The organism is Vibrio sp. 10N.286.49.C3 (genome assembly GCF_041469545.1).
GTDB classification, from domain to species: Bacteria; Pseudomonadota; Gammaproteobacteria; order Enterobacterales; family Vibrionaceae; genus Vibrio; species Vibrio tasmaniensis_A.
This window is the reverse complement of sequence record NZ_JBFRKT010000021.1, coordinates 189,219-211,546: the sequence shown is the minus strand read 5'-3', so window position 1 is coordinate 211,546 and position 22,328 is coordinate 189,219. Positions and strand designations below refer to the sequence as shown.

Annotated in this window: 21 protein-coding genes; 9 read left to right on the top strand and 12 right to left on the bottom strand. The window is 44.6% G+C overall.

What is annotated here, in order from left to right:
• Window positions 1-69 precede the first annotated feature (69 nt).
• Both AB4180_RS09980 and AB4180_RS09975 read right to left on the bottom strand, forming a co-directional pair.
• Window positions 70-2,985, bottom strand: a complete 2,916-nt coding sequence (locus AB4180_RS09980) for an alkaline phosphatase family protein (protein ID WP_102248819.1) — start codon at window positions 2,983-2,985, stop codon at window positions 70-72.
• 113 nt (window positions 2,986-3,098) lie between these two features.
• Complete coding sequence (locus AB4180_RS09975) at window positions 3,099-3,437, bottom strand: DUF1840 domain-containing protein (RefSeq protein WP_050643617.1); 339 nt, start codon at window positions 3,435-3,437, stop codon at window positions 3,099-3,101.
• 315 nt (window positions 3,438-3,752) lie between these two features.
• Between AB4180_RS09975 and AB4180_RS09970 the strand changes: the two genes are divergently transcribed.
• Window positions 3,753-4,943 carry a GGDEF domain-containing protein gene (locus tag AB4180_RS09970; RefSeq protein WP_102248831.1) on the top strand — a complete coding sequence of 397 codons (1,191 nt, stop codon included), beginning with the start codon at window positions 3,753-3,755 and terminating at the stop codon, window positions 4,941-4,943.
• Window positions 4,944-4,968: 25 nt separating this feature from the next.
• On the opposite strand, the gene AB4180_RS09965 is transcribed toward AB4180_RS09970, so the two are convergent.
• Window positions 4,969-5,253, bottom strand: coding sequence for a hypothetical protein (locus AB4180_RS09965; RefSeq protein WP_102248818.1), 285 nt, complete (start codon window positions 5,251-5,253; stop codon window positions 4,969-4,971).
• Between the two features lie 177 nt (window positions 5,254-5,430).
• Here AB4180_RS09965 and AB4180_RS09960 point away from each other — a divergent pair, with 177 nt between their 5' ends.
• A complete protein-coding gene (locus AB4180_RS09960; protein WP_102248817.1) occupies window positions 5,431-6,303 on the top strand; it encodes a pirin family protein in 873 nt (290 codons plus the stop codon).
• A 238-nt stretch (window positions 6,304-6,541) separates the two neighbouring features.
• On the opposite strand, the gene AB4180_RS09955 is transcribed toward AB4180_RS09960, so the two are convergent.
• Window positions 6,542-6,823, bottom strand: coding sequence for a pyrimidine/purine nucleoside phosphorylase (locus tag AB4180_RS09955; RefSeq protein ID WP_009846125.1), 282 nt, complete (start codon window positions 6,821-6,823; stop codon window positions 6,542-6,544).
• Between the two features lie 383 nt (window positions 6,824-7,206).
• Between AB4180_RS09955 and AB4180_RS09950 the strand changes: the two genes are divergently transcribed.
• Together AB4180_RS09950 and AB4180_RS09945 are read left to right on the top strand one after the other, a co-directional pair.
• Window positions 7,207-7,671: a DUF2850 domain-containing protein gene (locus AB4180_RS09950; RefSeq protein WP_102248816.1), complete on the top strand. Its 465-nt coding sequence runs from the start codon at window positions 7,207-7,209 to the stop codon at window positions 7,669-7,671.
• 401 nt (window positions 7,672-8,072) lie between these two features.
• Complete coding sequence (locus AB4180_RS09945) at window positions 8,073-10,613, top strand: glycosyl hydrolase family 18 protein (protein WP_102248815.1); 2,541 nt, start codon at window positions 8,073-8,075, stop codon at window positions 10,611-10,613.
• A 133-nt stretch (window positions 10,614-10,746) separates the two neighbouring features.
• On the opposite strand, the gene AB4180_RS09940 is transcribed toward AB4180_RS09945, so the two are convergent.
• The gene (locus tag AB4180_RS09940; protein WP_029225482.1) at window positions 10,747-11,595 is read right to left on the bottom strand and encodes an alpha/beta hydrolase; all 849 of its coding nucleotides are present in this window, start codon (window positions 11,593-11,595) and stop codon (window positions 10,747-10,749) included.
• Between the two features lie 255 nt (window positions 11,596-11,850).
• Entirely contained in the window at window positions 11,851-12,444 is a 594-nt protein-coding gene (locus AB4180_RS09935; protein WP_065676404.1) for a TetR/AcrR family transcriptional regulator, read from the bottom strand.
• 162 nt (window positions 12,445-12,606) lie between these two features.
• Between AB4180_RS09935 and AB4180_RS09930 the strand changes: the two genes are divergently transcribed.
• Both AB4180_RS09930 and AB4180_RS09925 read left to right on the top strand, forming a co-directional pair.
• On the top strand, window positions 12,607-13,563 hold the full coding sequence (locus tag AB4180_RS09930) for an AEC family transporter (RefSeq protein WP_009846120.1): 957 nt from the start codon (window positions 12,607-12,609) through the stop codon (window positions 13,561-13,563).
• A 123-nt stretch (window positions 13,564-13,686) separates the two neighbouring features.
• Entirely contained in the window at window positions 13,687-14,727 is a 1,041-nt protein-coding gene (locus AB4180_RS09925) for an acyltransferase (RefSeq protein ID WP_102248814.1), read from the top strand.
• Window positions 14,728-14,885: 158 nt separating this feature from the next.
• Here AB4180_RS09925 and AB4180_RS09920 read toward each other — a convergent pair whose 3' ends face one another.
• On the bottom strand, window positions 14,886-15,725 hold the full coding sequence (locus AB4180_RS09920; RefSeq protein ID WP_102248813.1) for an AraC family transcriptional regulator: 840 nt from the start codon (window positions 15,723-15,725) through the stop codon (window positions 14,886-14,888).
• 110 nt (window positions 15,726-15,835) lie between these two features.
• Between AB4180_RS09920 and AB4180_RS09915 the strand changes: the two genes are divergently transcribed.
• Together AB4180_RS09915 and AB4180_RS09910 are read left to right on the top strand one after the other, a co-directional pair.
• Window positions 15,836-16,312: a YHS domain-containing (seleno)protein gene (locus tag AB4180_RS09915; protein WP_009846117.1), complete on the top strand. Its 477-nt coding sequence runs from the start codon at window positions 15,836-15,838 to the stop codon at window positions 16,310-16,312.
• A 259-nt stretch (window positions 16,313-16,571) separates the two neighbouring features.
• Window positions 16,572-17,207: an START domain-containing protein gene (locus AB4180_RS09910; RefSeq protein WP_102248812.1), complete on the top strand. Its 636-nt coding sequence runs from the start codon at window positions 16,572-16,574 to the stop codon at window positions 17,205-17,207.
• 67 nt (window positions 17,208-17,274) lie between these two features.
• Here AB4180_RS09910 and AB4180_RS09905 read toward each other — a convergent pair whose 3' ends face one another.
• The 4 genes from AB4180_RS09905 to AB4180_RS09890 form a co-directional block, all read right to left on the bottom strand.
• A complete protein-coding gene (locus AB4180_RS09905) occupies window positions 17,275-17,805 on the bottom strand; it encodes a hypothetical protein (RefSeq protein WP_009846115.1) in 531 nt (176 codons plus the stop codon).
• Window positions 17,806-17,813: 8 nt separating this feature from the next.
• On the bottom strand, window positions 17,814-18,200 hold the full coding sequence (locus AB4180_RS09900; RefSeq protein WP_009846114.1) for an MAPEG family protein: 387 nt from the start codon (window positions 18,198-18,200) through the stop codon (window positions 17,814-17,816).
• A 665-nt stretch (window positions 18,201-18,865) separates the two neighbouring features.
• Complete coding sequence (locus AB4180_RS09895) at window positions 18,866-19,333, bottom strand: YjiG family protein (protein WP_004737023.1); 468 nt, start codon at window positions 19,331-19,333, stop codon at window positions 18,866-18,868.
• Entirely contained in the window at window positions 19,333-20,070 is a 738-nt protein-coding gene (locus AB4180_RS09890) for a nucleoside recognition domain-containing protein (RefSeq protein ID WP_009846112.1), read from the bottom strand. Before AB4180_RS09890 ends, AB4180_RS09895 begins: the two co-directional genes overlap by 1 nt.
• Window positions 20,071-20,496: 426 nt before the next feature.
• On the opposite strand from AB4180_RS09890, the gene nhaD reads away from it, so the two are divergent.
• Entirely contained in the window at window positions 20,497-21,936 is a 1,440-nt protein-coding gene (gene nhaD, locus AB4180_RS09885) for a sodium:proton antiporter NhaD (RefSeq protein ID WP_012601208.1), read from the top strand.
• Here nhaD and AB4180_RS09880 read toward each other — a convergent pair.
• Window positions 21,933-22,322, bottom strand: coding sequence for a hypothetical protein (locus AB4180_RS09880; RefSeq protein WP_102248811.1), 390 nt, complete (start codon window positions 22,320-22,322; stop codon window positions 21,933-21,935). The genes nhaD and AB4180_RS09880 overlap by 4 nt on opposite strands.
• Between the last annotated feature and the right edge of the window lie 6 nt (window positions 22,323-22,328).

Sequence of the window (22,328 nt, the reverse complement as noted above, 5' to 3'; positions counted from 1 at the left end):
AAAGTGGCTAATAAAAGCCACATTAGATTCGCTTTACGGTATCGTAACCTAAACGATAAATAATAGAATTTAATTATTCTTAGACACACCCAACTTATTCAGCAACGACGGAAAACCCCAACCGTTCTCACCTTCGACCACAGGTTCTCCGGTCAAATACTCAAACAGCGTTGGAGCCAAAGAGCCATTAGCTTCGATTTTCAATTGCTGAGAGTTATCGCCAATTGGCGCTCCCCAGAATCCGATGAAGGCATCTTTCTCTAAGTAATCCTCACCAGCATGACGACCCGGCACCTTAGTGTTGTAACCAATTCCCGCTTTAGGGAACAAGTTAACCGTGCCAGCCCTATCTTCAAGGTAGATATTAGCCAGTTGATTCACTGAATCTGGTCGAGGTGTTGGTTGCGTCAATGAAGTCCACTCAGCACTGCTACACCACGTTGTCACATCCGCCTTAACCGCTCGATTAATACATTTTTCTACTAATCGAGAGTACTGTGAAAAACCAGCTTCGCTTGGTGATACTAGGTATGGATTTAACCTTTGCGTATTGAGTAAAATCGGCGCTCGATTGTCTTCCAACGACTCATAGAAAAGCTTGTCACCTTCACGTGTGATCAATTCATCGACCCGTTTTAAATCACGGTTGCCAATCACACGAACAGCGCAACGTTGTTGATCGCATGTGCTTTCTCTTACGACCATATAATCAAGACTCTCAGGCAAGCGTTGCGCTATCTGATTAATGATGTCTATGTTCTGACCAGCTGGCGCTGCAATCGGAGACCACTGCGTGAGTTCTTGGTAAACCGGCTGAACCTGCCACCCTTGAGCCGAATTAAAGAAGTCCATCATGAAGTTACCACCAGCAGTCGAGGCAACCACCACATCCAATTCCTTCGAGCTTGGGTAGCTTAGCGCATTGGTGATTTTAGGCCCTTCCCCCTCGTCCGAAGATATTTTCTTAACCACAATTGGATAATCTAGCTCTGCTTGTAAGCCTTCGAATACCTGCTTTTCGGGGTTGAGCGCGTAGAACACTGGCGTTAAACCATGATCTCCTGCCATGCCCCATAGCGTTTTATCGTAAACGCCTGCACTGCGGTAGGTCGCTTCAATCTGGCGAATCCAATAGTCCAGTCGGTTAAGCTCTCCCGTCGGCATCAGAATTTCGTCACTAAAAGGACCGGTAAAGTGTGCGAAGTGATCCGGCCATGGGTTATAAACCAAGGTGTAGTCTGGCATCCCTTTTCCATCTAACACGGCAAACTGAGTGATCGACTGTTTAACCAGAGCTCTCTTTGAAAACTTAGTGAAAAAATCAAAGCCAGATATAGACTGATACGCTTCAATATCTTCAATCAAGGCTTGACGCTTTTCTTGCAAAACCACTTCGACTTCTGAACGTTCTTGAAGCTCTTTAACGCAACGTTTCTCACCATAATCCCGCAGTGACTCACCCAAACCTAGGTTTACTAGCCCATCGTAAGTGGTGTGAGCATTCCAATCGTATTGAGCGTTGCAGTTCAGCGTTTTGAGGTAATCAAGGCGATCAAACATGGTCTGCACCTTGTTGTTTGCCATCAACACATCCAACTGCAGGGCGTCATTGCCGAAGAAGTAATAAGCTCGGTCGATCTCTCGGTCAACAAAGTGGAAATTAGGGATACCCGTACCACCGTTACCAGACACTTTTGCGCCCGTTTTGATGATCGGTAGATTACGTACGCTGATCGTCGGAGTAGAAGAGATACCCACTCGGCTTATATTATTTCGATTCTCTTGATAGAGTTTTTTGAAGAACGGAAGATAATTCGGATCACGGTAGGTTTGTTCAGACATAACTTCCATGAACCTCACCTGCTGTTGATGTTCAGGTTCAATAACCGTTTCTAGCTTAGGTTTGTATTGCGCTCGGTTTTTATGATTTTGGTAAGCAACAGAAATGAAAGGTGAATCTTCATCGACCAAGCCTTCGATCAACCCCTGCTGTAAACCGTCGACCGTCACTTGGACCGCAAAACGTTTGTGCTGTTGGGATTCTAAGAATTGTATTAGCGCATCAGGCTGGTCACTGAACGCTTGTTGCATCCAATCATCGAGCGCTTCTGCACGTTCTTCTTTAAACACAAATTGTCGGTAAGCTTTCAGCAAGTTTAAGCGTACAAAATCAATAAGCGTGATGGTAAGAGCTTGTGCTTTGTTATTCGGCTTATCAGCGTTTTCTGGTTTACCATCTTCTGCAATCGCCAACATTGCAGACTTCATGTCGCCGTCATCCATTCCCAATGCCGCTTTACCGATCAAATCAACGATGATCGGTTGAATCTGAGCGATGATCGCTAGATCTTCAGGGCTATTGGTTAAGTATGTGTAATTCGCAGGGAGCGTGTCCATATCCTGCCAGACACCAATTTCGAATAACGCATCGTAGATAACCACCATGTTGGCAATGAACTGTTCATCGATACGAATACCTTCATGATGTCCCGTTGCTTCAGTCGAGGTATCTGGCTCGTGATGCTCTGAGGTTGGCTTATCTCCAACATGATAGAGGCTATGTTCAAAGCCCTTTAGTGCCTGCTTATCATAAACCGTCGACAAGTAAGATTTGAACACATCTTCACTGCCCAAGCCTGAATAACGGTCGTAATAGCTATAGAGAAAATAACCCAAAGGAATTGAGTACGTCGGGTTTGATAACTGAGCAACGACTCTGGCTTTGGTTTTGACATCTAAAGGGAGAGCGAGAATATACGCATCTAATGTAACGCCACCAATGGTGAAAAGAGCCGCATCACGAGTGAGTTTGGCAGAATAACTCAGGCTTGAAAGCACCTGATTTTTCAATACTTCACTGGAGCTAAACACGCCACCAATGACGGGCGTTGTTGATATATCAGCCGCACTCGGAGCTGACGCAACCGCCAACGATAAGACACTGAATAAACTGGCGTAACTGCGAACGTGAGAATAAGAGCTCATCAAATTTCCTTTAGATCAACACACTTCTATAAATTTAGCTTATTGTTTCAGCCTGTATTTATTAGTCAACCTATGAAAACGTTTGTTTCCTGATTCGAAGCGCTCGAATACTCTTACAGTCGCTTGCCGCTACCGTCTTCCCACATCACTTCGCATTCATCCTTGATGGCGGCCTTTAATAATTCAACCAGTGGGAACGCTCGGCTACCGATATTAACAGGCGCTTCAACCACCTCTTCTTCATTGTCGTCATCAGTATTTTCTTGCTCTACGGGCTTGCTCTGCTCTGCTGCAATAGCAGCACGTAGATTATCCAGAGCTTTAGGAACCTCTGAAGCATCCATAGCGCCTGGGATGGAGCCGCTATGCCCAAGCATCTTGATAAACTGAAGGCCAACTTCACCAAACATCGTGACACTAGCATGAGCTTTACAACTAAAGGTAATTAACATAATGAGCCTTTCTTAATTTTGGTCGTTTACAAACTATGTGGAGTAACTCACTGGAAAGCAAGTAGATAAACATCAAACAACGGTTACAAGTTTGATGCTTAAATCTAATCTTCTAGAGATGACCAGCACCATCGGTGATATACATCACTATTTGGAATTGATTGAACAGCCTTTCATATGAAACCTTGATAGTAGTCACACTAAATAGACATCTAAACCTCTGCATAGCTTGTTATTTAATCTACTATTAACACCATTATCAAAAACTTTGGCACAGATCACATGAAAAGGCTCGTCGGCAGACACCTAGAAGAAATGGCGGACATACGATCCACCCGCAAGCAAAAAATTGTCCACTCCTTTTCACTGACTGCCGCTGCATTATTCATTTTCTATACTTGGGCTTACTTCCAAGGCCAGCATTACACGCTGTCAATGGTCGAATTGTGCTTCGCCATCATTGCCATCTCTAACGCTTTATATGTAAGAAAAGTCATCAATCCTGAGTATTCCGAATTGATTCTGAGCGGTGTTCTTCTAGTTCAGGGCGTCATCCTATTCTTGTACAGTCACGCCATCCCCGATCGCATACTTTGGCTCTACCCAATTCTAGCCGCGGTCATTTTCATTAATGATTTCAGAATTGGCATTATCTTCAGCACCTCGTTTTGCCTGTTCATCAGCACCTTGATTACAGCAATGCCCAACAACTTTTCTTTGCCATTTAACAGCACACACCGATTTGTCCTTAGCTTATTTACCATGAGCTTGGTGTGCCACACATCCGCCTATTACTACACAAAAGCCGTCAGTTATATTCAACGCCTGTATAAAGAAGGCATTGAAGATCTCGCTTACAGAGATCAGTTAACTGGCTTGGCAAACCGTTGGAGCTTTGAACGCTGGGCGACAGAAAAACTAGCTACCGTGGATAGTGAGCGATCACTTACGGCATTGGTCTTTTTGGATATAGATGACTTTAAAGGCATTAACGACAGCTACGGGCACGATGTGGGAGACAGCGTCTTACAGCATTTTGCCAATCGCTTGAGCAACAACATTCGAACCAGAGACAGAAAAAGCCATGAATACGATTATTCCATCGCGCGCTTTGCTGGAGACGAGTTTGTTCTGATGCTCTACGATATTCCTACACGTAAAGATCTAGACGGTATTCTAGATAGGATTTGCGGGCTGTTCGAAAGTGGCTGCCAAACAAACGAGAGAATCAAGGAGTTGACGCTCAGTGTTGGGGTTTCTTTGTATCCGCAAGATGCACAAGAATTACATGAGCTGACGAGATGTGCGGATAAAGCGATGTATGTGGCCAAGCATTCAGGAAAAAACCGCTACGCTTATTATCACGACAACCCGGTGTCGACCTTGATAGAAGAACTACCAACGAGCCTTGTTAGCTCAACACCAGATTCATCTGAACTTGAAGATTGCTTTGAAGCGAAGATCGAAGGGAACAATGTTACGCTATTAAAAACGCGCCAACGCTAGCCATTCCTATCACTGAGTGGCGCTGCTAACCTGCAAGGTACATAAGCCAAAGACTCACTAACCCGATCATAATAATCCATATGACTTGACGTGTTCGGTTTGGGTTATTCCCTTTAGGTCGCCTCACCACGGTTTTAAAAACGGCTTGCTTAGCTGACTGAATAAACGGCGCTTCTATCTCACGTTTTTTCACTCGGCGTTTAACTGCGCTGTTTGCAACCTCTGTAAAGCGCTGACTTTGCTCCGTTGTAAAGTCGTTATCAAAACCTATCCGACCATGCCTTTCGCCATGTTTTTGCTGAACTGCCATAGCGGCCTCCTTGGCGATATATTCTCTATTGAGTATAGACATAATTTCATATTGTTACCTGTTCAAAATTATTGTGACCTGTTCAAGATTTTCGAATAAGTCACTCAACGCTGTACCATCTTCTTTTTAAATCAAATTACATAAACTACAGCCATTCAAGTTTATGAGGGGTTCAAAATGACGAATGTAAGAGCAGTAGATCATGTGATTGCAGCACATGCCACCTCAGATGGTGATGGCGTCAAAATCCAACGACTCGCGGGTTTTAACAACGCACGTTTCTCTCCATTTTTAATGATTGATGAACTTAAATCGGATGAAAGCAAAGACTATGTTGGCGGCTTTCCTCCACATCCTCACCGTGGGATAGAAACGCTCACTTACATGCTCCAAGGTCACTTCCAACACAAAGACCATATGGGGAATGTTGGAGAGCTGCGCAGCGGTGGCGCGCAATGGATGGCCGCAGGCCGTGGTGTCATTCACAGCGAAATGCCAATGATGGAAGAAGGCGCGCTGCATGGTTTTCAGATTTGGATAAACCAACCTGCGACACACAAAATGCAGCCAGCCCAGTATCACGATTTCCAAAGTGAAAGCATCGCGGAACATCAAAGTGAACAAAGTGGTTTATTAAGAGTGATAGCCGGAGGGTTTGAACTTCACAACCAAGCTGACGATGATTCAGAGGTTTTACAAGCGCAAGGTCCATTACAGAAAACAGGTGTGCCATTAAGCGTTGCGGATTGGCGCTCTCATTCTGGGCAAAAAGTGACGTTAGGGACTAATGTTAATCACAATGCCATGACTTATGTGTACCGAGGCAGCATTAAGATCGGCGACAAAGTGATCAAGCAAGGTCAGCTTGCCCTTCTCACCAAAGCTGACTGGCTGTCTCTGAGTAGTTTAGAAGATTCAGGTGTACTGATTTTTTCTGGTGAGCCGATTAATGAACCTGTTGCGCACTATGGTCCGTTTGTCATGAACTCGATGGAAGAAATTGAACAGACGATTCAGGACTACAACAATGGCGTTTTTGAGACTTACTAATTGACGACGTCTTTGCGCTTTTAGCTTTGAATTGAAGTTAAAGATTGAAGATTGAAGATTGAAGATTGAAGAGATTTTGCAACGAACAACAATTTGGTCATCCATTTGATGACTGTAAAAACAAGTGACACTATCCACTGCCGGTTATTATCACTTATTTAACCACGCTCCTAGAGCGTGGTTTTTTTCTATTAAGCCATAGATAAACGATACTCTGGTTGAACGAACTCAGGCCTTCCTACAAGTATTCACACAGGTAAGCTGTCGCTTCTTTAACCTGTAAATCGAATGAAGAGTCACCCGCAACGTCAAAAGACTCACCAGATTGGAATGTCGTCCAATCGTCATCGCCAACACGCTTTACAATTAAAGCACCTTTAACAACAGTCATCTTTTCCGGAGCTGCAGTACCGAATGTGTATTCACCAGCGGCCATCACACCAACACTCACATCAGCACCAGACTGGTTAAACGCTAACGACTTAACACCGCCTTCAAAGTATGTATTTTCTTTAATCATTGTACTTCCTTGTTATCTCAAAATTGCATTACTAGGCTCAACGAATAAGCCTATGCGTAAATTTAGGTGCTAATTGTTTTAACCAATTCGAGACTGTCCTACAAGAAATAAATGAATATAGCTTAGGATCTGTTGACCTTTCGAAGTTAAATTTCGTTCGAGATGAAATCATTTTAGGCGTGGCATTGGGTATACAACCTAATCATTCTAAGTAAATATTCCTTAACAAAGCATGAAGACTGAATGTGTGGGTAAAAAATCACTGAGGCAGTTTGATTCAAAAGAACATTCGATCCTGCTTCTAACTCTTATAAGAACCTTTGCAACCTATCGTTTTATTTTATAGAATCATCACCAGTATGAGTAACTAAAATGAAGAGATAATGGCTAAAAATACCACGAAAAGCAGCGATATATTGGCCAATTCGTTACTCTACGCCTTCTTAATGGCTGGCTTTATGATTGCCCTCACCGTCGGCTATTTCGGCTACCAAGCCTACCAAAAATCTGTAAGCCCAAGTAACGTCCATGGCACATGGATCGAGATTGGTGCTCCACCTTACAAAACAGATATTCTTACACTTTCCGATGATGGTGTGATGATGAACTATCGATTCATCAGTACCTCGTTTGATTTTGATGGCAAAGATGTCACGATCAACACAGGTTCAGGCCCAACGATTTATACCATTAGCGGTACCTACAATTCACCTCGTTTAAAACGGTTAGTGCCGAACACACCATCCAAACAATTCATAAAAGAAGGGTATGAAGATACTGTTGCGGGTGATACTCAAGGACTCATGCAGCAACGACGTGCCGTATTAGCTGAACAATTCAAAAAATAATACTTTCAACAGCGCTTTGTTTAGTAACCCCTCTTACATCAATACTACCTGCCCCTTACAAGCACCGGTATGACGTGCTTCAGATTGTGATGCCGCTTCAGTTTGCGATATTTAATAATAGCTTACCGCACTTTTTCATAACTTCATGTCGTGTAATTTCACTTATGAGACTTTCCTTCTGGGTGCGGTTTTATTTTATAAAACATGGACTCAGCCTCTCATTCATTAAGCAACAGAATTGTAACAAGATACAATTTTTTAGTTGTCCATCGAAAACGGATTTATTTTCAGTCATGAAATTAAAACTCTCTCGAATACTGACGGTGAAGCTCCTTCAAAACTGACGGGAGCCGATTATAGGGCCACTTGGTTCTAAACCTTCAAGGAATGAGAGAAATAGTATGATTCGTATAAACACCTGTGCTGCGAGTATTGCTCTAGCGCTATCTGGTACGGCATTGGCCGCGCCAACAGCACCTAGCATTGATATGTACGGTTCCAACAACCTACAGTTTTCTAAAATTGAACTCGCGATGGAAACAACCTCTGGTTACAACCAGATGGTTAAGTATCACGACAAAGCAAAGGTCGACGTCAAGTTCAACCAATGGAGCGGAACATCAGGAAACACGTACAACATCTACTTTGATGGCGTTAAAGTAGCCACAGGCCCAATCACTGGCAGCCAAACCACGGCTTCATTCGAATACGGCCAAGGCGGCTTATTCGATATGGAAATTGAAGCGTGTGATGAAACAGGCTGTGCCAAGAGTGCCCCCGCTCAGATCACCATCGCTGATACCGATGGATCACACCTAGCGCCACTTGCGATGAACGTGGACCCGAACAACAAGTCATACAACACAGACCCAAACACGGTAGTAGGTACTTACTTTGTTGAGTGGGGTATCTATGGCCGTGATTACACAGTCGATAACCTACCTGCTGACAATTTGACCCATATCCTTTATGGCTTCATCCCAATTTGTGGCCCTAACGAATCAGTGAAATCAGTGGGCGGCAACAGTTACAACGCACTCATGACAGCATGTCAGGGCGTTAACGATTACGAAGTGGTGATTCACGACCCTTGGGCGGCTTTTCAAAAGAGTTTCCCGCAAGCGGGTCATGAGTACAGCTCCCCTATCAAGGGCAACTACGCAATGATGATGGCGCTAAAACAGCGCAATCCAGATTTGAAGATCATCCCATCAATTGGTGGTTGGACGCTGTCTGACCCATTCTTCGATTTCACAACCAAAGCTAACCGAGACACCTTCGTTGCATCGGTTAAGAAATTCCTTAACACGTGGAAATTCTACGATGGTGTAGATATTGACTGGGAATTCCCTGGTGGAGGCGGTGCGGCGCCAGACCTTGGTGACCCTGTGAATGATGGCCCAGCTTACATTGCACTGATGGCAGAGCTGCGCACTATGCTTGATCAACTAGAAGCGGAAAACGGTCGTACTTACGAGCTAACATCAGCGATCGGTGTTGGTCACGATAAGATTGAAGACGTGAACTACGGCGAGGCTATCCAGTACATGGATTACATCTTTGCAATGACTTACGACTTCTACGGCGGTTGGAACAACGTTTTAGGTCACCAAACAGCACTCAACTGCGGTAACTTCATGCGCCCTGGTCAATGTGATGGCACAGGCCTTGATGAAAATGGCGAACAGTACACTGGCCCTGCTTACACCACAGACAACGGCATCCAATTGCTTCTTGCGCAAGGTGTTCCAGCGAACAAACTTGTGGTTGGTACAGCGATGTACGGTCGTGGTTGGGAGGGTGTATTACCGTCATCACTTTCAGATCCTAGCGATCCAATGACAGGCGTGGGTAATGGCAAACTAACCGGCAGCTCTGCGCAAGGCGTATGGGAAGATGGCGTTATTGACTACAAAGGCATAAAAGCGAACATGCTTGGTGCAAACAACCAAGGCATCAACGGCTTTGAATATGGTTACGACGAAATGGCAGAAGCGCCTTACGTTTGGAACCGTACTTCAGGCAAGTTGATCACATTTGATGATGACCGCTCAGTGAAAGCAAAAGGCGCATACGTTCGTAGCCTTGGCCTTGCGGGTCTATTTTCTTGGGAAATTGATGCGGATAACGGCGATATTCTGAATGCGATGCACGAAGGTCTTGCGGGCAGTACGACAGATCCTGTCAACCGTAAACCAACGGCAGCTGCAGGTGCGGACCAATCAGTTGAAGGCCCGGCTTCTGTTTCTCTAGACGGTAGCGCTTCAAAAGACAGTGACGGTACGATTGCGAGCTACGCTTGGTCACAAGTAAGCGGAACGGCGGTAACTCTGGCCAACTCGAATGCGGCTGTTGCGAGTTTCGATGTAGTGGAAGTCGCACAACAAGAGACTCTGACATTCAGCCTAACCGTAACAGATAACGAAGGCGCAACGTCAACAGACACAGTTGTTGTGACAGTAAACCCTAAAGACACAGGTCCAGTAAACACAGCTCCGATCGCAGTTGTTTCTGCTCCGGCTGAAGTGAGTGCAGGTGATGTAGTTGTCGTTGATGCTTCGGCTTCGAGCGATGCGGATCAAGACACGCTGACCTTCACGTGGGATGTACCTGCAGGTATTGATGCTACTGTTCAAGGCGCTTCAGTAAGCTTTGTCGCGGCGGAATACACGCAAGACACGACACTTAATTTCTCAGTGACAGTCAGTGATGGTACAGAGACATCAGTCGCGGCTACTTCAGTGAAAGTTCTTAAGAAAACCACAGGCGGTGGCACGTGTACTAACGCTTGGGATTCAAGTGCGGTCTACAATGGCGGTGATCAAGTGACCCAAGGTGGTAAGGTTTGGGAAGCGAAATGGTGGACAACAGGTGAAGATCCAACAACGACTGGCCAATGGGGCGTGTGGAAAGAGATCGGCCCAGCAAACTGTGCAAACTAAAAATAGGGTTTTGATAAACGCTAACTAAGCGTCGACTAAACACCTAAAAGCAAAGGCCAACCAGATAATGTCTGGTTGGCCTTTTTAGTGTTTGTTTTCTTAACCTGCGTTCTACTTGCTTGATTAGTTAAACTTAGCCAATCAAGTTATCAAAGCTCTCAAACACTTGTGGGCACTTCATTACTCGTCCGTGGCCTTGCCCTTGAGTTGCAATCAAGTTAACGCGACCCATTTCATAGGCTGCACGCTTCGACACATCAAACTTAGTAAACTTATCTTGTTCATCATGAACAATGATAGTTTGAGACTCACGAAGCGCTAGCTTTCCATAAGGATCAACAGATTGAATCGGGTAGTTAAATTGCTCTTCTACTTCTCCGACTACCGCCTCAAACAGTTTCATTGAGTAACCAGAACGAGCAACACTGCCAAATAGGTTTTCTAGATAATCCAGTACAGGTGCAATCAGCAATAGCGGCTTGTTTTCCAATTTAACGTGCTTACATTCCAATGCAGAAGCCGTACCCATGCTGTGACCGACCAAACCTGCTACCTCTCCCACTGAATCGAGAATGGCTTCAAGGCCGTTCACAAACGCAGGGATATGACCATGCACACCATCACTGCCACCATGAGCAGGATGATCATAAGCCATTGCAGTAAAGCCTTTTGCGGCAATGTGCTCCATTAAAGGGAAAAACTGACTCGCGGTGCCAGACCAGCCATGAGTCAGTACCCAAACTGGCCCCGTACCCAAAGAATAGGTTTTTAAAACGCCATCACGACCTTTGATTTCACTCTTGATAAGCCCTTGCGGATCGGCATTTTTCTGCTCAGTACGCATTGGAGTGAGCAGCAGCTTACGTGCCGTTTTCTTCGCATGACTTGGCGCTAAAATGTAGTGCAGATTGGTTGTAGCGCCAATCAAGCTACGCTTGAAGCTAAATTTGTTCGATGTATTGAAATAGATTTTGTCACTCATGACCGTTCCTTGTATCGCCATCATTATTGGCGGATCGAGCTCGGCCCAAAAATCGAACGACCGTGCTATTTGTTAGTATAAAAATGGCGATAGCGCCGTTTATGACTGCTTGCCGCCACTTATCTTAAAATCTTTTGCAAACATTAATTAAGCAAGGTCACATGCTTTGCAAGGTCACATGCTTTGCGAGCTCAATGGTTTGCGTACTAAATGGTTTGCGTACTAAATGATTTGCGAGTTAACCTGCTATATGTATTAAACCGCTTTCCAGCTAGCGATTAAGCGCTGTACACCACTCCAAAAATGGGTGTGGCTCGCTTGTTGACCTCGTAACGAGTAGAACAAGTTCGCACTCAAATAAAGGCCATATAATTCAAAGGTTGCCTGTTTGGGATCTAAATCGGCCCTGAACTGTTTGCTCTCAACCGCTTTTGCTACCTGAATCGTCAAGTAATCAATCCACACTGAAATGGTTTTCTGCAGTGCCTTCTGAATCACAGAGGTTTCGCTGCCTGCATCTTTCCAAGCATCAATAAACATACAGCTGCCTTGGAATGAATGATTCCAACCCAGCCAGTTATCGAGCAGTTGTTTAAGCTTGGCTTCAATATCACCGTCGCCCAACTCTCTCGCCGGAATGATGACTCTCTCAGTGAATATGGCGTTGGAATATTCGAGTACAGAGAGTTGCAGGTTCTCTTTAGAGTTGAAGTGCGCAAACAAGCCACTCTTAGACATACCACACTGCTTGGCTAACTCACCAATCGTCAAACTCTCGAGACCATTCTCACTCGCAAGTGCAAATGCATGGCTCAAAATATACTCTTTGGTTATCTTTCCCTTGCTCATTATTCACCAATAATAAATCTGATTCTTTATTTTTAGCACGTTCGTTCTTTTTTGCAATTTTTATTTGCAAAACACTTATTTTGTTTTCTCTGATGTCAGAAACTGTGGAAAAATGCGACATTATTCAAGGGAAATTGAAATCGACTAACTAAAGGAAAAACAATGAACACACTTTGGGAACAGTTTGCGTTTTCGGCGTCGGTAACAGGCCCTATCTGTTTAATGCTGTTTCTTGGTGTGATGCTCAAGCGAATTGGCTTGATCAATGATAATTTCATTGATGTCGCGTCCAAGGTGGTATTTCAAGTCACCCTACCCGCGATGCTATTTCTTAGTATTGTTCAATCAAATCACAATTTTTCAGCCAGTAGCGCGTTAGTTGCTTTTGGCGTCATCGCTAACTTTGTCTTTTTCTTGTTCACGATTTTCTCAACCAAGTTGGTATTCAAAAGCTCTAAAGATCAAGGTGTGATCATCCAGGGTGGATTCCGCGCTAATACCGCGATCATCGGCCTCGCCTACGTGGCTAATATTTATGGCAACCAAGGCGTGGCATTGGCTGCTATCTATGTCGCATCTCTGACCGTGCTGTATAATATTCAAGCCGTGATAGCACTGACACCCAAAGGCAAAGACACCGGCGCTAAAGCCATTAAAGTGATCGCCAAGTCCATCACCAAAAACCCGTTAATCATCGCTATTTTCTTAGCAGTCGTCTTCTATGCACTTTCAATTCCCATTCCAAAAATGGTGACTGATGCTGGGCAATACTTTGCCAACATGACTTTGCCTTTGGCTCTACTTTGTACTGGTGGTTCTCTAGATATTAGTTCGCTTAAACAAGAAAAGTTGTCTACGTGGTTCGCCTCTAGTTACAAGTTAATCGCGTCACCTTTACTGACTACACTGGCTGGCTGGTACTTAGGGTTTGAAGGGCTCGATCTCGGACTTATCTTCTTGATGAGCGCAGCACCAACGGCAGCGGCAAGCTATGTTATGGCGCGTGCGATGGGAGGAAACTCAACACTCGCGGCTAACATCATCGCTCTTACTACTGTTGTTTCTCTTATCACTTGTACACTAGGTATATTTGCACTCACTGCAATGGATTTAATATAGCTGCGACAAGCTTCAAAAAACCGACACAAGCCTTGAAACAAAGGTCATAAGCCTTGATTTAGGACTAACTGGTTGGGCATAAAGGCTGCTAGATTTCGTGAAAATTTTACTGAGAGATCTGATATGTCTTCCGTTCAACATACGCCTTCACAACACATCGCCAGTATCGAGTTAGGCAGAGTGATTGCTATCTTGGCGATCATTGGTTTGCACGGCCAAATGGCACTCACTTATTGGCAAATAGATGAGGTGCCTTGGATCGGTTATGTGCTCAACCAAACCGCTCGTTTTGCGGTGCCTCTGTTCTTCCTTATTTCAGGCTATCTGATTCAACCTAAGCTCACAACATCACCTTGGACAGCCTTCATCAACTACTCCAAACCACTACTCAAAGTTTGGTTGGCATGGAGCATCATTTGCTTAGTGATGCCATTCAATCTCGCGAAAGTAGAAGAGTTTGGCTATCTAGGCGAACGTGAAGGCTATTGGGGTTTCTTAATGAATACCCCACTCAACTCTTTCTTAGAGGGTGGGTTGGTACATTTATGGTTCATTCCCGCCCTTGTGTGCGCGGTTTTGATCATCGCCTTAATGGTAGAGATGAAACTCGATAAGCTTCTACTACCGGTGGCCATTCTGCTTTACGTCTATGGTGTATTGGCGGGCAGCTACACAAGCTTAACCGACCTTAGTGCCCCTTTCTTCACGCGTAACGGTCCGTTCTTCAGCACGTTAATGGTGACCTTAGGTTTCCTCATTCGTCAGCATCAATGGAAAGTGTCCTCAGCCAAAGCATTAGGGTTATTGGCGTTAGGCATGGTCATCCACTTTGCCGAAGCGGCATGGCTAACCCAATTTGATATCGCCTTTAATATTCACGATTTCTTGTTTGGTACAGCTTTGTGGGGGATTGGTGTGTTCATGTGCCTTTTAGTTAATCCAAACATCGGCGATTACGCATGGGTTCGCGCTATCTCGAATCGTATGCTGGGTATTTACGTTTGCCATCTGCTGATCATTATTTTACTGTTCAATGTCTGCGGAGTATTGGGCATCACTGAGCTCGCTAAAGACATCACCGTGTTCTTCGGCACCTTTACCCTGAGCTTTATATTGATCGCTGGTATAGAAAAAACGCCACTGCGCCACTTGTTACTTCGTTAGTGCTCATCTAGCCAACGACGTATTACAGGCCTAGTGACCCCCCTCAGTCTGTAATTTGCCCCGATGTAACATTCTTTTCTGCAATGAAGTTCGCCTTGCCAGTGAAAGCACTAACTCGCTTTCACTGGCAACTTTAAACTTCAAGATCCCTTTCCCTCTTATGCGTTACTCTCTTTTAACCACTGACGTGGCAACACACCCGATACATGCTGAAATGCGCGTGAGAAACCTGAATAACTGTTGTAACCGACTTCATCGGCAACCCAGTTGATGGGCTTATTTTGCAGTAACAGAGATTGAGCAACGGAAACACGCCACTTTTGCACGTAATCTCCCGGCGTTTCACCCACCTCACGCTTGAACGCTTCTATAAACTGAGTTCGAGACATCGCGGCCAATGACGCCATTTCTGCAACCGAAAAGTGACGAGCAGGCAACCGGTGAATAGCCGTCACCACAGCAGCAAGCCTTGGGTGTGCAAGAGCAGAGAAAACGCCGCTATCGATTTTCTGTTGTTCAATGAGATGACGAAAAATCAACGCCATCAACGCATCACTCAACTTGTCCATTAGGTATTGCTTCCCTGACGATTGTTGTCCTGAAGATGCTTGCCCCGACTCTCGAAACAGAACCTCAATCACAGGCATTAAGTTCGGTGCATCTTCAAACGGAATCACTATCATGTCGGGCAGAACCGATAATAAAGGATTCATCTGCCCTGAACGATACTCCACGTTCGCACACACAAGCTCTGCACCCTCTCCCACACCTTCAATTGCATGTGGTGTGCTATTCGGCAGGTAAATAATACAGGGCTGAGAAAGCTGCCGGCATTCCGTATGAGCACCAGACAAGGTCAACTCCCCCGAGCTTAATACATGAAGGTGCCCTTCTTTGCCTTGTTGCGCGTTAAATGACGACACCCCACACAGGTTTCCAGAATAGAAAACGCCAGTGCGTATCGAGAAGTGTTCCATTAATTGTGACAGCAGATCCATGCACCCTCCGAACGATTCGCTTAGTTTTTAGTTCTTTTGTCCCTCTATAGACCGGACAAGTGGGCTAAATTACTTCAAACAAAATAACCAACACTGACAAGGAACTTGATATGTCACACATGAAATCGACCAGTCAAAAAATCACTCTATTGGCCGCGTTACTAGGAACCAGCTTTTCGTTAATGGCAGCAGACCTTGATATGAGTGTCGACAACAATGATCTCGCCATTAAAGGTTATGACCCTGTTGCTTACTTTGCCAATGAGGGGCCAGTTAAAGGCACATCTGAATTCACAGCGACTTATAAGAATGCGATTTATAACTTTGTGAGCAGTGAAAACCGAGATGAATTCCGATCTAACCCATCGGCTTATGCACCTCAATATGGTGGCTATTGTGCCTTTGGTGTGGCAATGGGTAAGAAATTTGAAACGGACCCACTAGCTTGGAAAGTAGAAGGTGGGAAGCTGTACTTGAACTTAGATAAGTCAGTTCAAAAGCGTTGGCTGGAGAATACGCAAGAATTCATCCAAGACGCCAACAGCAATTGGACCACTATAAAAACCGTGGAAGCCTACAAGCTTTAAGTTCTAAGTTCTAAGTTCTAAGTTCTAAGTTCTAGCCTTCAACGTTTATCCATTGCCCACTAACAAAACGGAAGCGACCGAACGCTTCCGTTTTTATTTTCACGGCTCAAATATAGATAAGCAGCCAATTATTGATAACACCAAGATAAACAGCGATGTAACGCTCAAATCAGAGACAAATCAGTGCGATTTCAGCACGAATCAAAACCATTTTTATTCTATACTCCTAAAGATAAGCTTTTCTTTTCATGGAAGAATAATGATATTACCTAGGATTTTAGCAATCGGACTCTATGCTTTATCAACACTGACTTACGCTGCTCCATGGCAGTTCGTAAAAAGTGAAGATGGCATCATCATTGATAAGAGACCTCACACTGAAGGCTTGGTAGAAATACGAGCACAAATGCAAACGCCCACCACTTATTCTGGTTTTTTGCTGTTATTGGAAGACAGCGCGAACGTGCCAAACTGGATAGATAACGTATCGGAAAGTCGTGTTTTGATGCAGATATCTGAGGATGAAAATATCGTCTATACCCAGTTCAAAGCGCCTTGGCCTGCCAGAGATCGCGATATGGTGACCTACTCAAAATACAGCATCGAGGATGGGCAGTTTGTCTTGTCGATCAAGGATGCGTCTGATTATTTGACGAAAGAGTCGGGGTACATTCGAATTTATGATGTAGATGCCTTATGGACCCTGCAACCGCTGACAAATGGTAATACCTATATCACCTATACCGCTTACGCGAACGCAGGTGGCATCCTGCCAAATTGGTTAATGAACAAATTATCGATTGATAGTGCACTGAGCACGTTTAAAGGACTAAAAGAACAATTACAGAAGTACCAAGGCCAGCAGCACCCTAACCTGCCAAGTGAATCTCGCTAGCGATACCAGTCGATGGGTAGATAACTAGGTGGCGAAGTAAATAAGTAAGTAAGTAAATAGATAAATACTAAGGCCTTCTAGCGAGGTCGCGAGCTAAGATAAGTGCTAAACCAAACACCTGAAGAAACAGGGCGATATTCTTGTAGAAAGCCATTTTTTCATCGAGCCTTTGGATTAATTCAACCAAGGTCAGATTATCCAAATAGTAGTCATCAATTCGTGCTCGTTGGGCTTCTTGAGCACTGTTTATCAGCATCATAAGCTTGGGTAAATTAGCCAACGAGATGGCTGGCACCTCCTCACTCACCCAACTCCGGAGTTGGCCGCGCAGCGCTTCATCGAGGATGGTGGCAGGTTGAGCGGTTTCTGTTGAGGGTTTATCTAGGTGGATCAGAATGGCTTCACGCTTGCGCTCTAAGGTTTCGATCGTATTCCAGGCCAGTTGTATTGAGTACACATTGCCGTATTTACGATCGTTGTATTCCGATTTTTCCGCTTCAATTTTGTCGAGCACCAAGCTCGACATGACAATAGCCATGACGTTCAGTATGAGACCTGCAAGGACAATCGCCCAAGCAGGAGGAAGGCGCAATGCCATAATGCTCCCTAGAACATTTTATCAAAAGGTAGGTAAGCTAAGTTTAGGACAATCAAAGAGATCATGCAGATAAGCGTCAACACCATGCCCACTTTTCTACCCTTTAAGTTTTTTGCCAGAATACCTTTTGCATGAATCACACGCCCCAGAATAAATGCAACACCAATGGCATGAATAAGCCACACACTGGCACCATTCATCTCCAAAAAGCCCATCAAAATAACCGTAATTGGGATGTAATCCATTGCATTACTTTGTGCGGAACGTGCTATCTGTAGCGACTCAACACCGCCATCTGCATGAGCAACCAGATTGATTCGTCTTTGCTTAATGACTTCTATCGCCAACCAAATCATTACGACCGTCAGCAAGGCTGCGTAAAGTGCTGTAACCATTATATTTTCCTATTACTTTGAGTTTGTTGAGCGTATTTCGCTCACCTATCGACGGATGAGTTCGACAACGAATGATATTCGCGCCCGAAAATTTGTAAGAGATCTCTCACACCGAACGTAAGAGATCACAGTCAAGCTTCGCAGAAAAAAGTAAAATTACAAACCCAACCCCTTGTTTTATATGAATCCACGCATATTTATTTTAGTTAACGAGGATATTTATTTCCTAAGGCTAATTGCGAATAAAGCCTCCAAAGTGTTTAATACTCATGTCGACAGGGAGTTGGCAGGAACAGGAAAAGCCTAACGGATTAGGTATCTTCAGGATGAAGATTTGATGGCTTAGGATGAGTGATCAGCAAGGAAGTTTTACTCTAGGATAGAGTCACTTGTCAGGATGATGAGTTAGCATGGACACCGCTAGGAAGGCGATGGATTGGATAGGTTAAAGGATTTAGCCAAATCAAGGAACGATGCAAGGAGCATACGTGACCTTATTAAAAAATAAGTAACAACGTCAGTAGCAGGATGGCTACGAAAAAGAATAAACCCCGTTTGGTGAAAACCAAACGGGGTTTCTTTTTTCAACGTCGAAAAGCTATTAGTAGCTGATCGTTCAAATAGTAGCTAACCGTTCAAATAGTAGCTAACCGTTCAAAGCCACGTTACAAAATAATGTTCATCAAAAACATAGCACCAAACGCATTCAATACTGAAATCGCGATCATCACAGGGATATAACGACCTTCAGTACCAATTGGTCCCATGATGCGTCCCATATATTGCACCTGAGAACCCATCAAGTAGATAGCTGGCGCCAAAATAGCAATATGGTTGCCGTTCAGAATGCCTTGGTCAAACAGCGTGATAACCACACCGACTGCACCACCCATCGACATCCACGCGCCAATCAATACTGCTGCCGCTTCGCCCGGTAAACCAAATACCGCCATGATAGGTGCAAACACACTACCCATCAGATCCAGTGCACCAGTAATCTGCAACGCCTTAATAATCACAAACGCCATCAGAACATTAGGTACTGTAGAGGTTGTAGCAATAACCCAGCCTTTCTTAGCACCTTCAACGAAAATATCAGTAACCATTGGTTTCTTTGCTTTAACTTCGCTCATTATGCTACTTCCTCTTCCAGTTTTTGTTCTTTGTCTGATTTTGTTTTGTCTTCTTTACCTTCAGTAATATTGAGGTAAAGGCGGAATAAGTTCGCACCAACAAACTTGAAGATAAACATCACCGCAACAGCAAGACCTATTGACGATGTCACTGCCAAAGAACCATCCATCGCCGTTAGAGTGAACAACACCGCACCTGAAGAGAAAAAGTTAACGATCGCCGCACCCGCAGTAAACTGGAACATGGTGAACACATCGGTTTCACGCTTAGTCAAATGCCCTTCATCTTTGAGCTGACGTGTCATCGCAGCACCCGCATCGGTACTTTGCAGAGAAGCAATCAGTGCCAAGCCTGAGTTACCTGGAATGCCCATTAAAGGACGAAGTAGTGGAGTTAGTAGTTTACGAGCCGCGTCCAGTGCACCGTAGTGCTCAAGTACGTTAATCATGCCCAATGCAAACATCACGGTCGGAATAAGTGTCAATGCAAAAATGAAACCGTCGCGCGCACCACTACCGCCTTTACCACGCAGTGACGTCGTTGCCGCTTGGATACCATCAGCCGACTCACTCACATCGTAAGCGACCTTACCAAATGAACCGTTGAGCGTCGTAAAATCGAGCACTCCATACCATTCATTGGACTGCATTAAGCCTGAAAAGAACACAATCGCGAACGCGAGTGCGATATAGCTGCCGATCGTGACTTTACGATCGGTTTTGGTTGGATTAGTCATAAGGACCTCTATACATCTCGTTTATGTGGAACAGAACACGTATAGATAGTGCAAACTAATGAGCAAAAGGTTAATGACCAAAATCAAATAGTGCATCGGTTTAAATAGAAGAACCAAAGCAACATATAAAACTGTGATTCAAATTTTAAAGTAGAGGTATACGCTAAAAAAATTAGAATACTTCTCATACAAAACTAAACAAACCTAGCTTCAACACCGCAACCAAAAACGCACATAATCGCCACAATAATCAGGCTTCGAATAGAAAGCTCAAAAAAATCTTTCATCGTGATCTCACGTTTTCACCCAATCTACTGTTTTCTATATAATCTATTGAATTATTAAGATATCTATCACACTGAACAGGGTTATTTAGGTCTACGCTTTTACCCGTGTTAATAACTGATTAACTTCGGAGCGTAATCCATGTTAGGTATCCAGCTTTCTGCTGTTCTCTCTTTATTATTTTTTTCTACGGTAGCAGGCGCTGCCACTTCTCAGTTGGGAGAGCCGCTCAAACTAACCAGTTCATTTGCTGGCTACCTATCGCTGACCATTTTCGTTGTCGCCTACATCGTGGTGATGATGGAAGAATACCTAAAACTCCGAAAATCCAAGCCAGTTCTACTTGCAGCGGGCCTGATCTGGATAATCATTGGTTTTACCTACCAAGAACACAACCTTGTTGAAGTCGCCAAACAAGCGCTCGAACACAACTTACTCGAATACGCCGAACTATTACTCTTTCTACTCGTCGCCATGACATACATTAGCGCCATGGAAGAGAGAAGACTGTTTGATGCGTTGCAAGCGTGGATGGTAGGCAAAGGCTTTAACTTTCGCTCTTTGTTCTGGATAACCGGTATTCTGGCCTTCTTTATCTCACCTATCGCCGACAACCTCACGACAGCTCTACTGATGTGCGCTGTGGTTCTTAAAGTGGCAGGTTCTAACCCTAAATTCGTCAACCTAGCCTGCGTGAATATCGTGATAGCCGCCAATGCTGGCGGTGCATTCAGTCCATTCGGAGACATCACAACGCTCATGGTGTGGCAGGCTGGCTATGTGAGTTTTAGTGAGTTTATTCCTTTGTTTATTCCTTCGGTGATGAATTACCTCGTCCCTGCGTTGATCATGTCTTACTTTGTACCCACCACTCAGCCCGACACAGTCCATCAACACGTTGAATTAAAACGTGGTGCGAGGCGCATCGTATTCTTGTTCATCATGACAATAGCGACCGCTGTTGCTTTCCATGCCGTACTCCACTTCCCTCCAGTAATGGGCATGATGATGGGGCTCGCCTATCTGCAGTTCTTTGGCTATTACTTACGCAAGACTTTGCCCAACTCACTCGCCAAGAAAAAGGCGGTAGCGATCGCCAATAACGATGAAGGCGCCCTGAAACGACTCGGTTCTGTTGTGCCATTCGATGTATTTCGAAGAGTTTCTCATGCCGAATGGGACACGCTTTTGTTCTTCTACGGCGTGGTAATGTGTGTCGGTGGCTTGAGTCTACTTGGTTACTTGGAATTAGCTTCGGGCGTGATGTATAGCCAGTGGGATCCAATTTGGGCCAACGTCATGGTGGGGATCTTATCGGCTATTGTCGATAACATTCCGGTGATGTTTGCCGTGTTATCCATGGAACCCCAAATGTCGATGGGCAACTGGCTACTGATCACCCTAACCGCGGGCGTTGGCGGCAGCTTATTGTCTATTGGTAGTGCCGCTGGTGTGGCATTAATGGGGGCTGCACATGGTAAGTACACCTTTTTTGGCCACTTAAAATGGATGCCAGTAATCATGATTGGTTATGGGGTCAGTATCGCCGCTCACCTATGGCTGAACGGTGATATGTTCTAGTCTAAAGGGGAATCAACTAAAGGCTTTTCAACACGTGTCCAGACGTTGCTTAACTGCACTGCTGGACACTGGTTGCAGGTTAACACTGCTCCTTCTTGTTGAATACGCATCATCAGCCCAGAATCCACTCGGCTATTTCCTGAATTCAACTCGATGTTAATCAAATCATTTTCAATACGATAAGTTCTAGTGACCGTGTTACCGATTGTTTGATAGGTCATTTGTCCTGACTCAAAAAGTAGATAGCTGTTATCGTCCGCGTTCTCATACATCCCTTTGAACAAAACAAGCTGCGGTACTTCAAAGGGGCGACTAGTATCAGTTAAACAACCGGTCAGCAATAACACACTAGTGAAAGCTATTATCAGAAAATGATGGTTATTCATTTGGGC

Coding starts and splice junctions, on each gene's coding strand:
- AB4180_RS09895 (WP_004737023.1), bottom strand. CDS start 19,333: ATGAGCGAAGTTAAAGCAAAGAAACCAATGGTTACTGATATTTTCGTT.
- AB4180_RS09925 (WP_102248814.1), top strand. CDS start 13,687: ATGTCTTCCGTTCAACATACGCCTTCACAACACATCGCCAGTATCGAG.
- AB4180_RS09905 (WP_009846115.1), bottom strand. CDS start 17,805: ATGGCATTGCGCCTTCCTCCTGCTTGGGCGATTGTCCTTGCAGGTCTC.
- AB4180_RS09965 (WP_102248818.1), bottom strand. CDS start 5,253: ATGGCAGTTCAGCAAAAACATGGCGAAAGGCATGGTCGGATAGGTTTT.
- AB4180_RS09955 (WP_009846125.1), bottom strand. CDS start 6,823: ATGATTAAAGAAAATACATACTTTGAAGGCGGTGTTAAGTCGTTAGCG.
- AB4180_RS09930 (WP_009846120.1), top strand. CDS start 12,607: ATGAACACACTTTGGGAACAGTTTGCGTTTTCGGCGTCGGTAACAGGC.
- AB4180_RS09960 (WP_102248817.1), top strand. CDS start 5,431: ATGACGAATGTAAGAGCAGTAGATCATGTGATTGCAGCACATGCCACC.
- nhaD (WP_012601208.1), top strand. CDS start 20,497: ATGTTAGGTATCCAGCTTTCTGCTGTTCTCTCTTTATTATTTTTTTCT.
- AB4180_RS09975 (WP_050643617.1), bottom strand. CDS start 3,437: ATGTTAATTACCTTTAGTTGTAAAGCTCATGCTAGTGTCACGATGTTT.
- AB4180_RS09950 (WP_102248816.1), top strand. CDS start 7,207: ATGGCTAAAAATACCACGAAAAGCAGCGATATATTGGCCAATTCGTTA.
- AB4180_RS09890 (WP_009846112.1), bottom strand. CDS start 20,070: ATGACTAATCCAACCAAAACCGATCGTAAAGTCACGATCGGCAGCTAT.
- AB4180_RS09980 (WP_102248819.1), bottom strand. CDS start 2,985: ATGAGCTCTTATTCTCACGTTCGCAGTTACGCCAGTTTATTCAGTGTC.
- AB4180_RS09880 (WP_102248811.1), bottom strand. CDS start 22,322: ATGAATAACCATCATTTTCTGATAATAGCTTTCACTAGTGTGTTATTG.
- AB4180_RS09920 (WP_102248813.1), bottom strand. CDS start 15,725: ATGGATCTGCTGTCACAATTAATGGAACACTTCTCGATACGCACTGGC.
- AB4180_RS09910 (WP_102248812.1), top strand. CDS start 16,572: ATGATATTACCTAGGATTTTAGCAATCGGACTCTATGCTTTATCAACA.
- AB4180_RS09940 (WP_029225482.1), bottom strand. CDS start 11,595: ATGAGTGACAAAATCTATTTCAATACATCGAACAAATTTAGCTTCAAG.
- AB4180_RS09900 (WP_009846114.1), bottom strand. CDS start 18,200: ATGGTTACAGCACTTTACGCAGCCTTGCTGACGGTCGTAATGATTTGG.
- AB4180_RS09945 (WP_102248815.1), top strand. CDS start 8,073: ATGATTCGTATAAACACCTGTGCTGCGAGTATTGCTCTAGCGCTATCT.
- AB4180_RS09935 (WP_065676404.1), bottom strand. CDS start 12,444: ATGAGCAAGGGAAAGATAACCAAAGAGTATATTTTGAGCCATGCATTT.
- AB4180_RS09915 (WP_009846117.1), top strand. CDS start 15,836: ATGTCACACATGAAATCGACCAGTCAAAAAATCACTCTATTGGCCGCG.
- AB4180_RS09970 (WP_102248831.1), top strand. CDS start 3,753: ATGGCGGACATACGATCCACCCGCAAGCAAAAAATTGTCCACTCCTTT.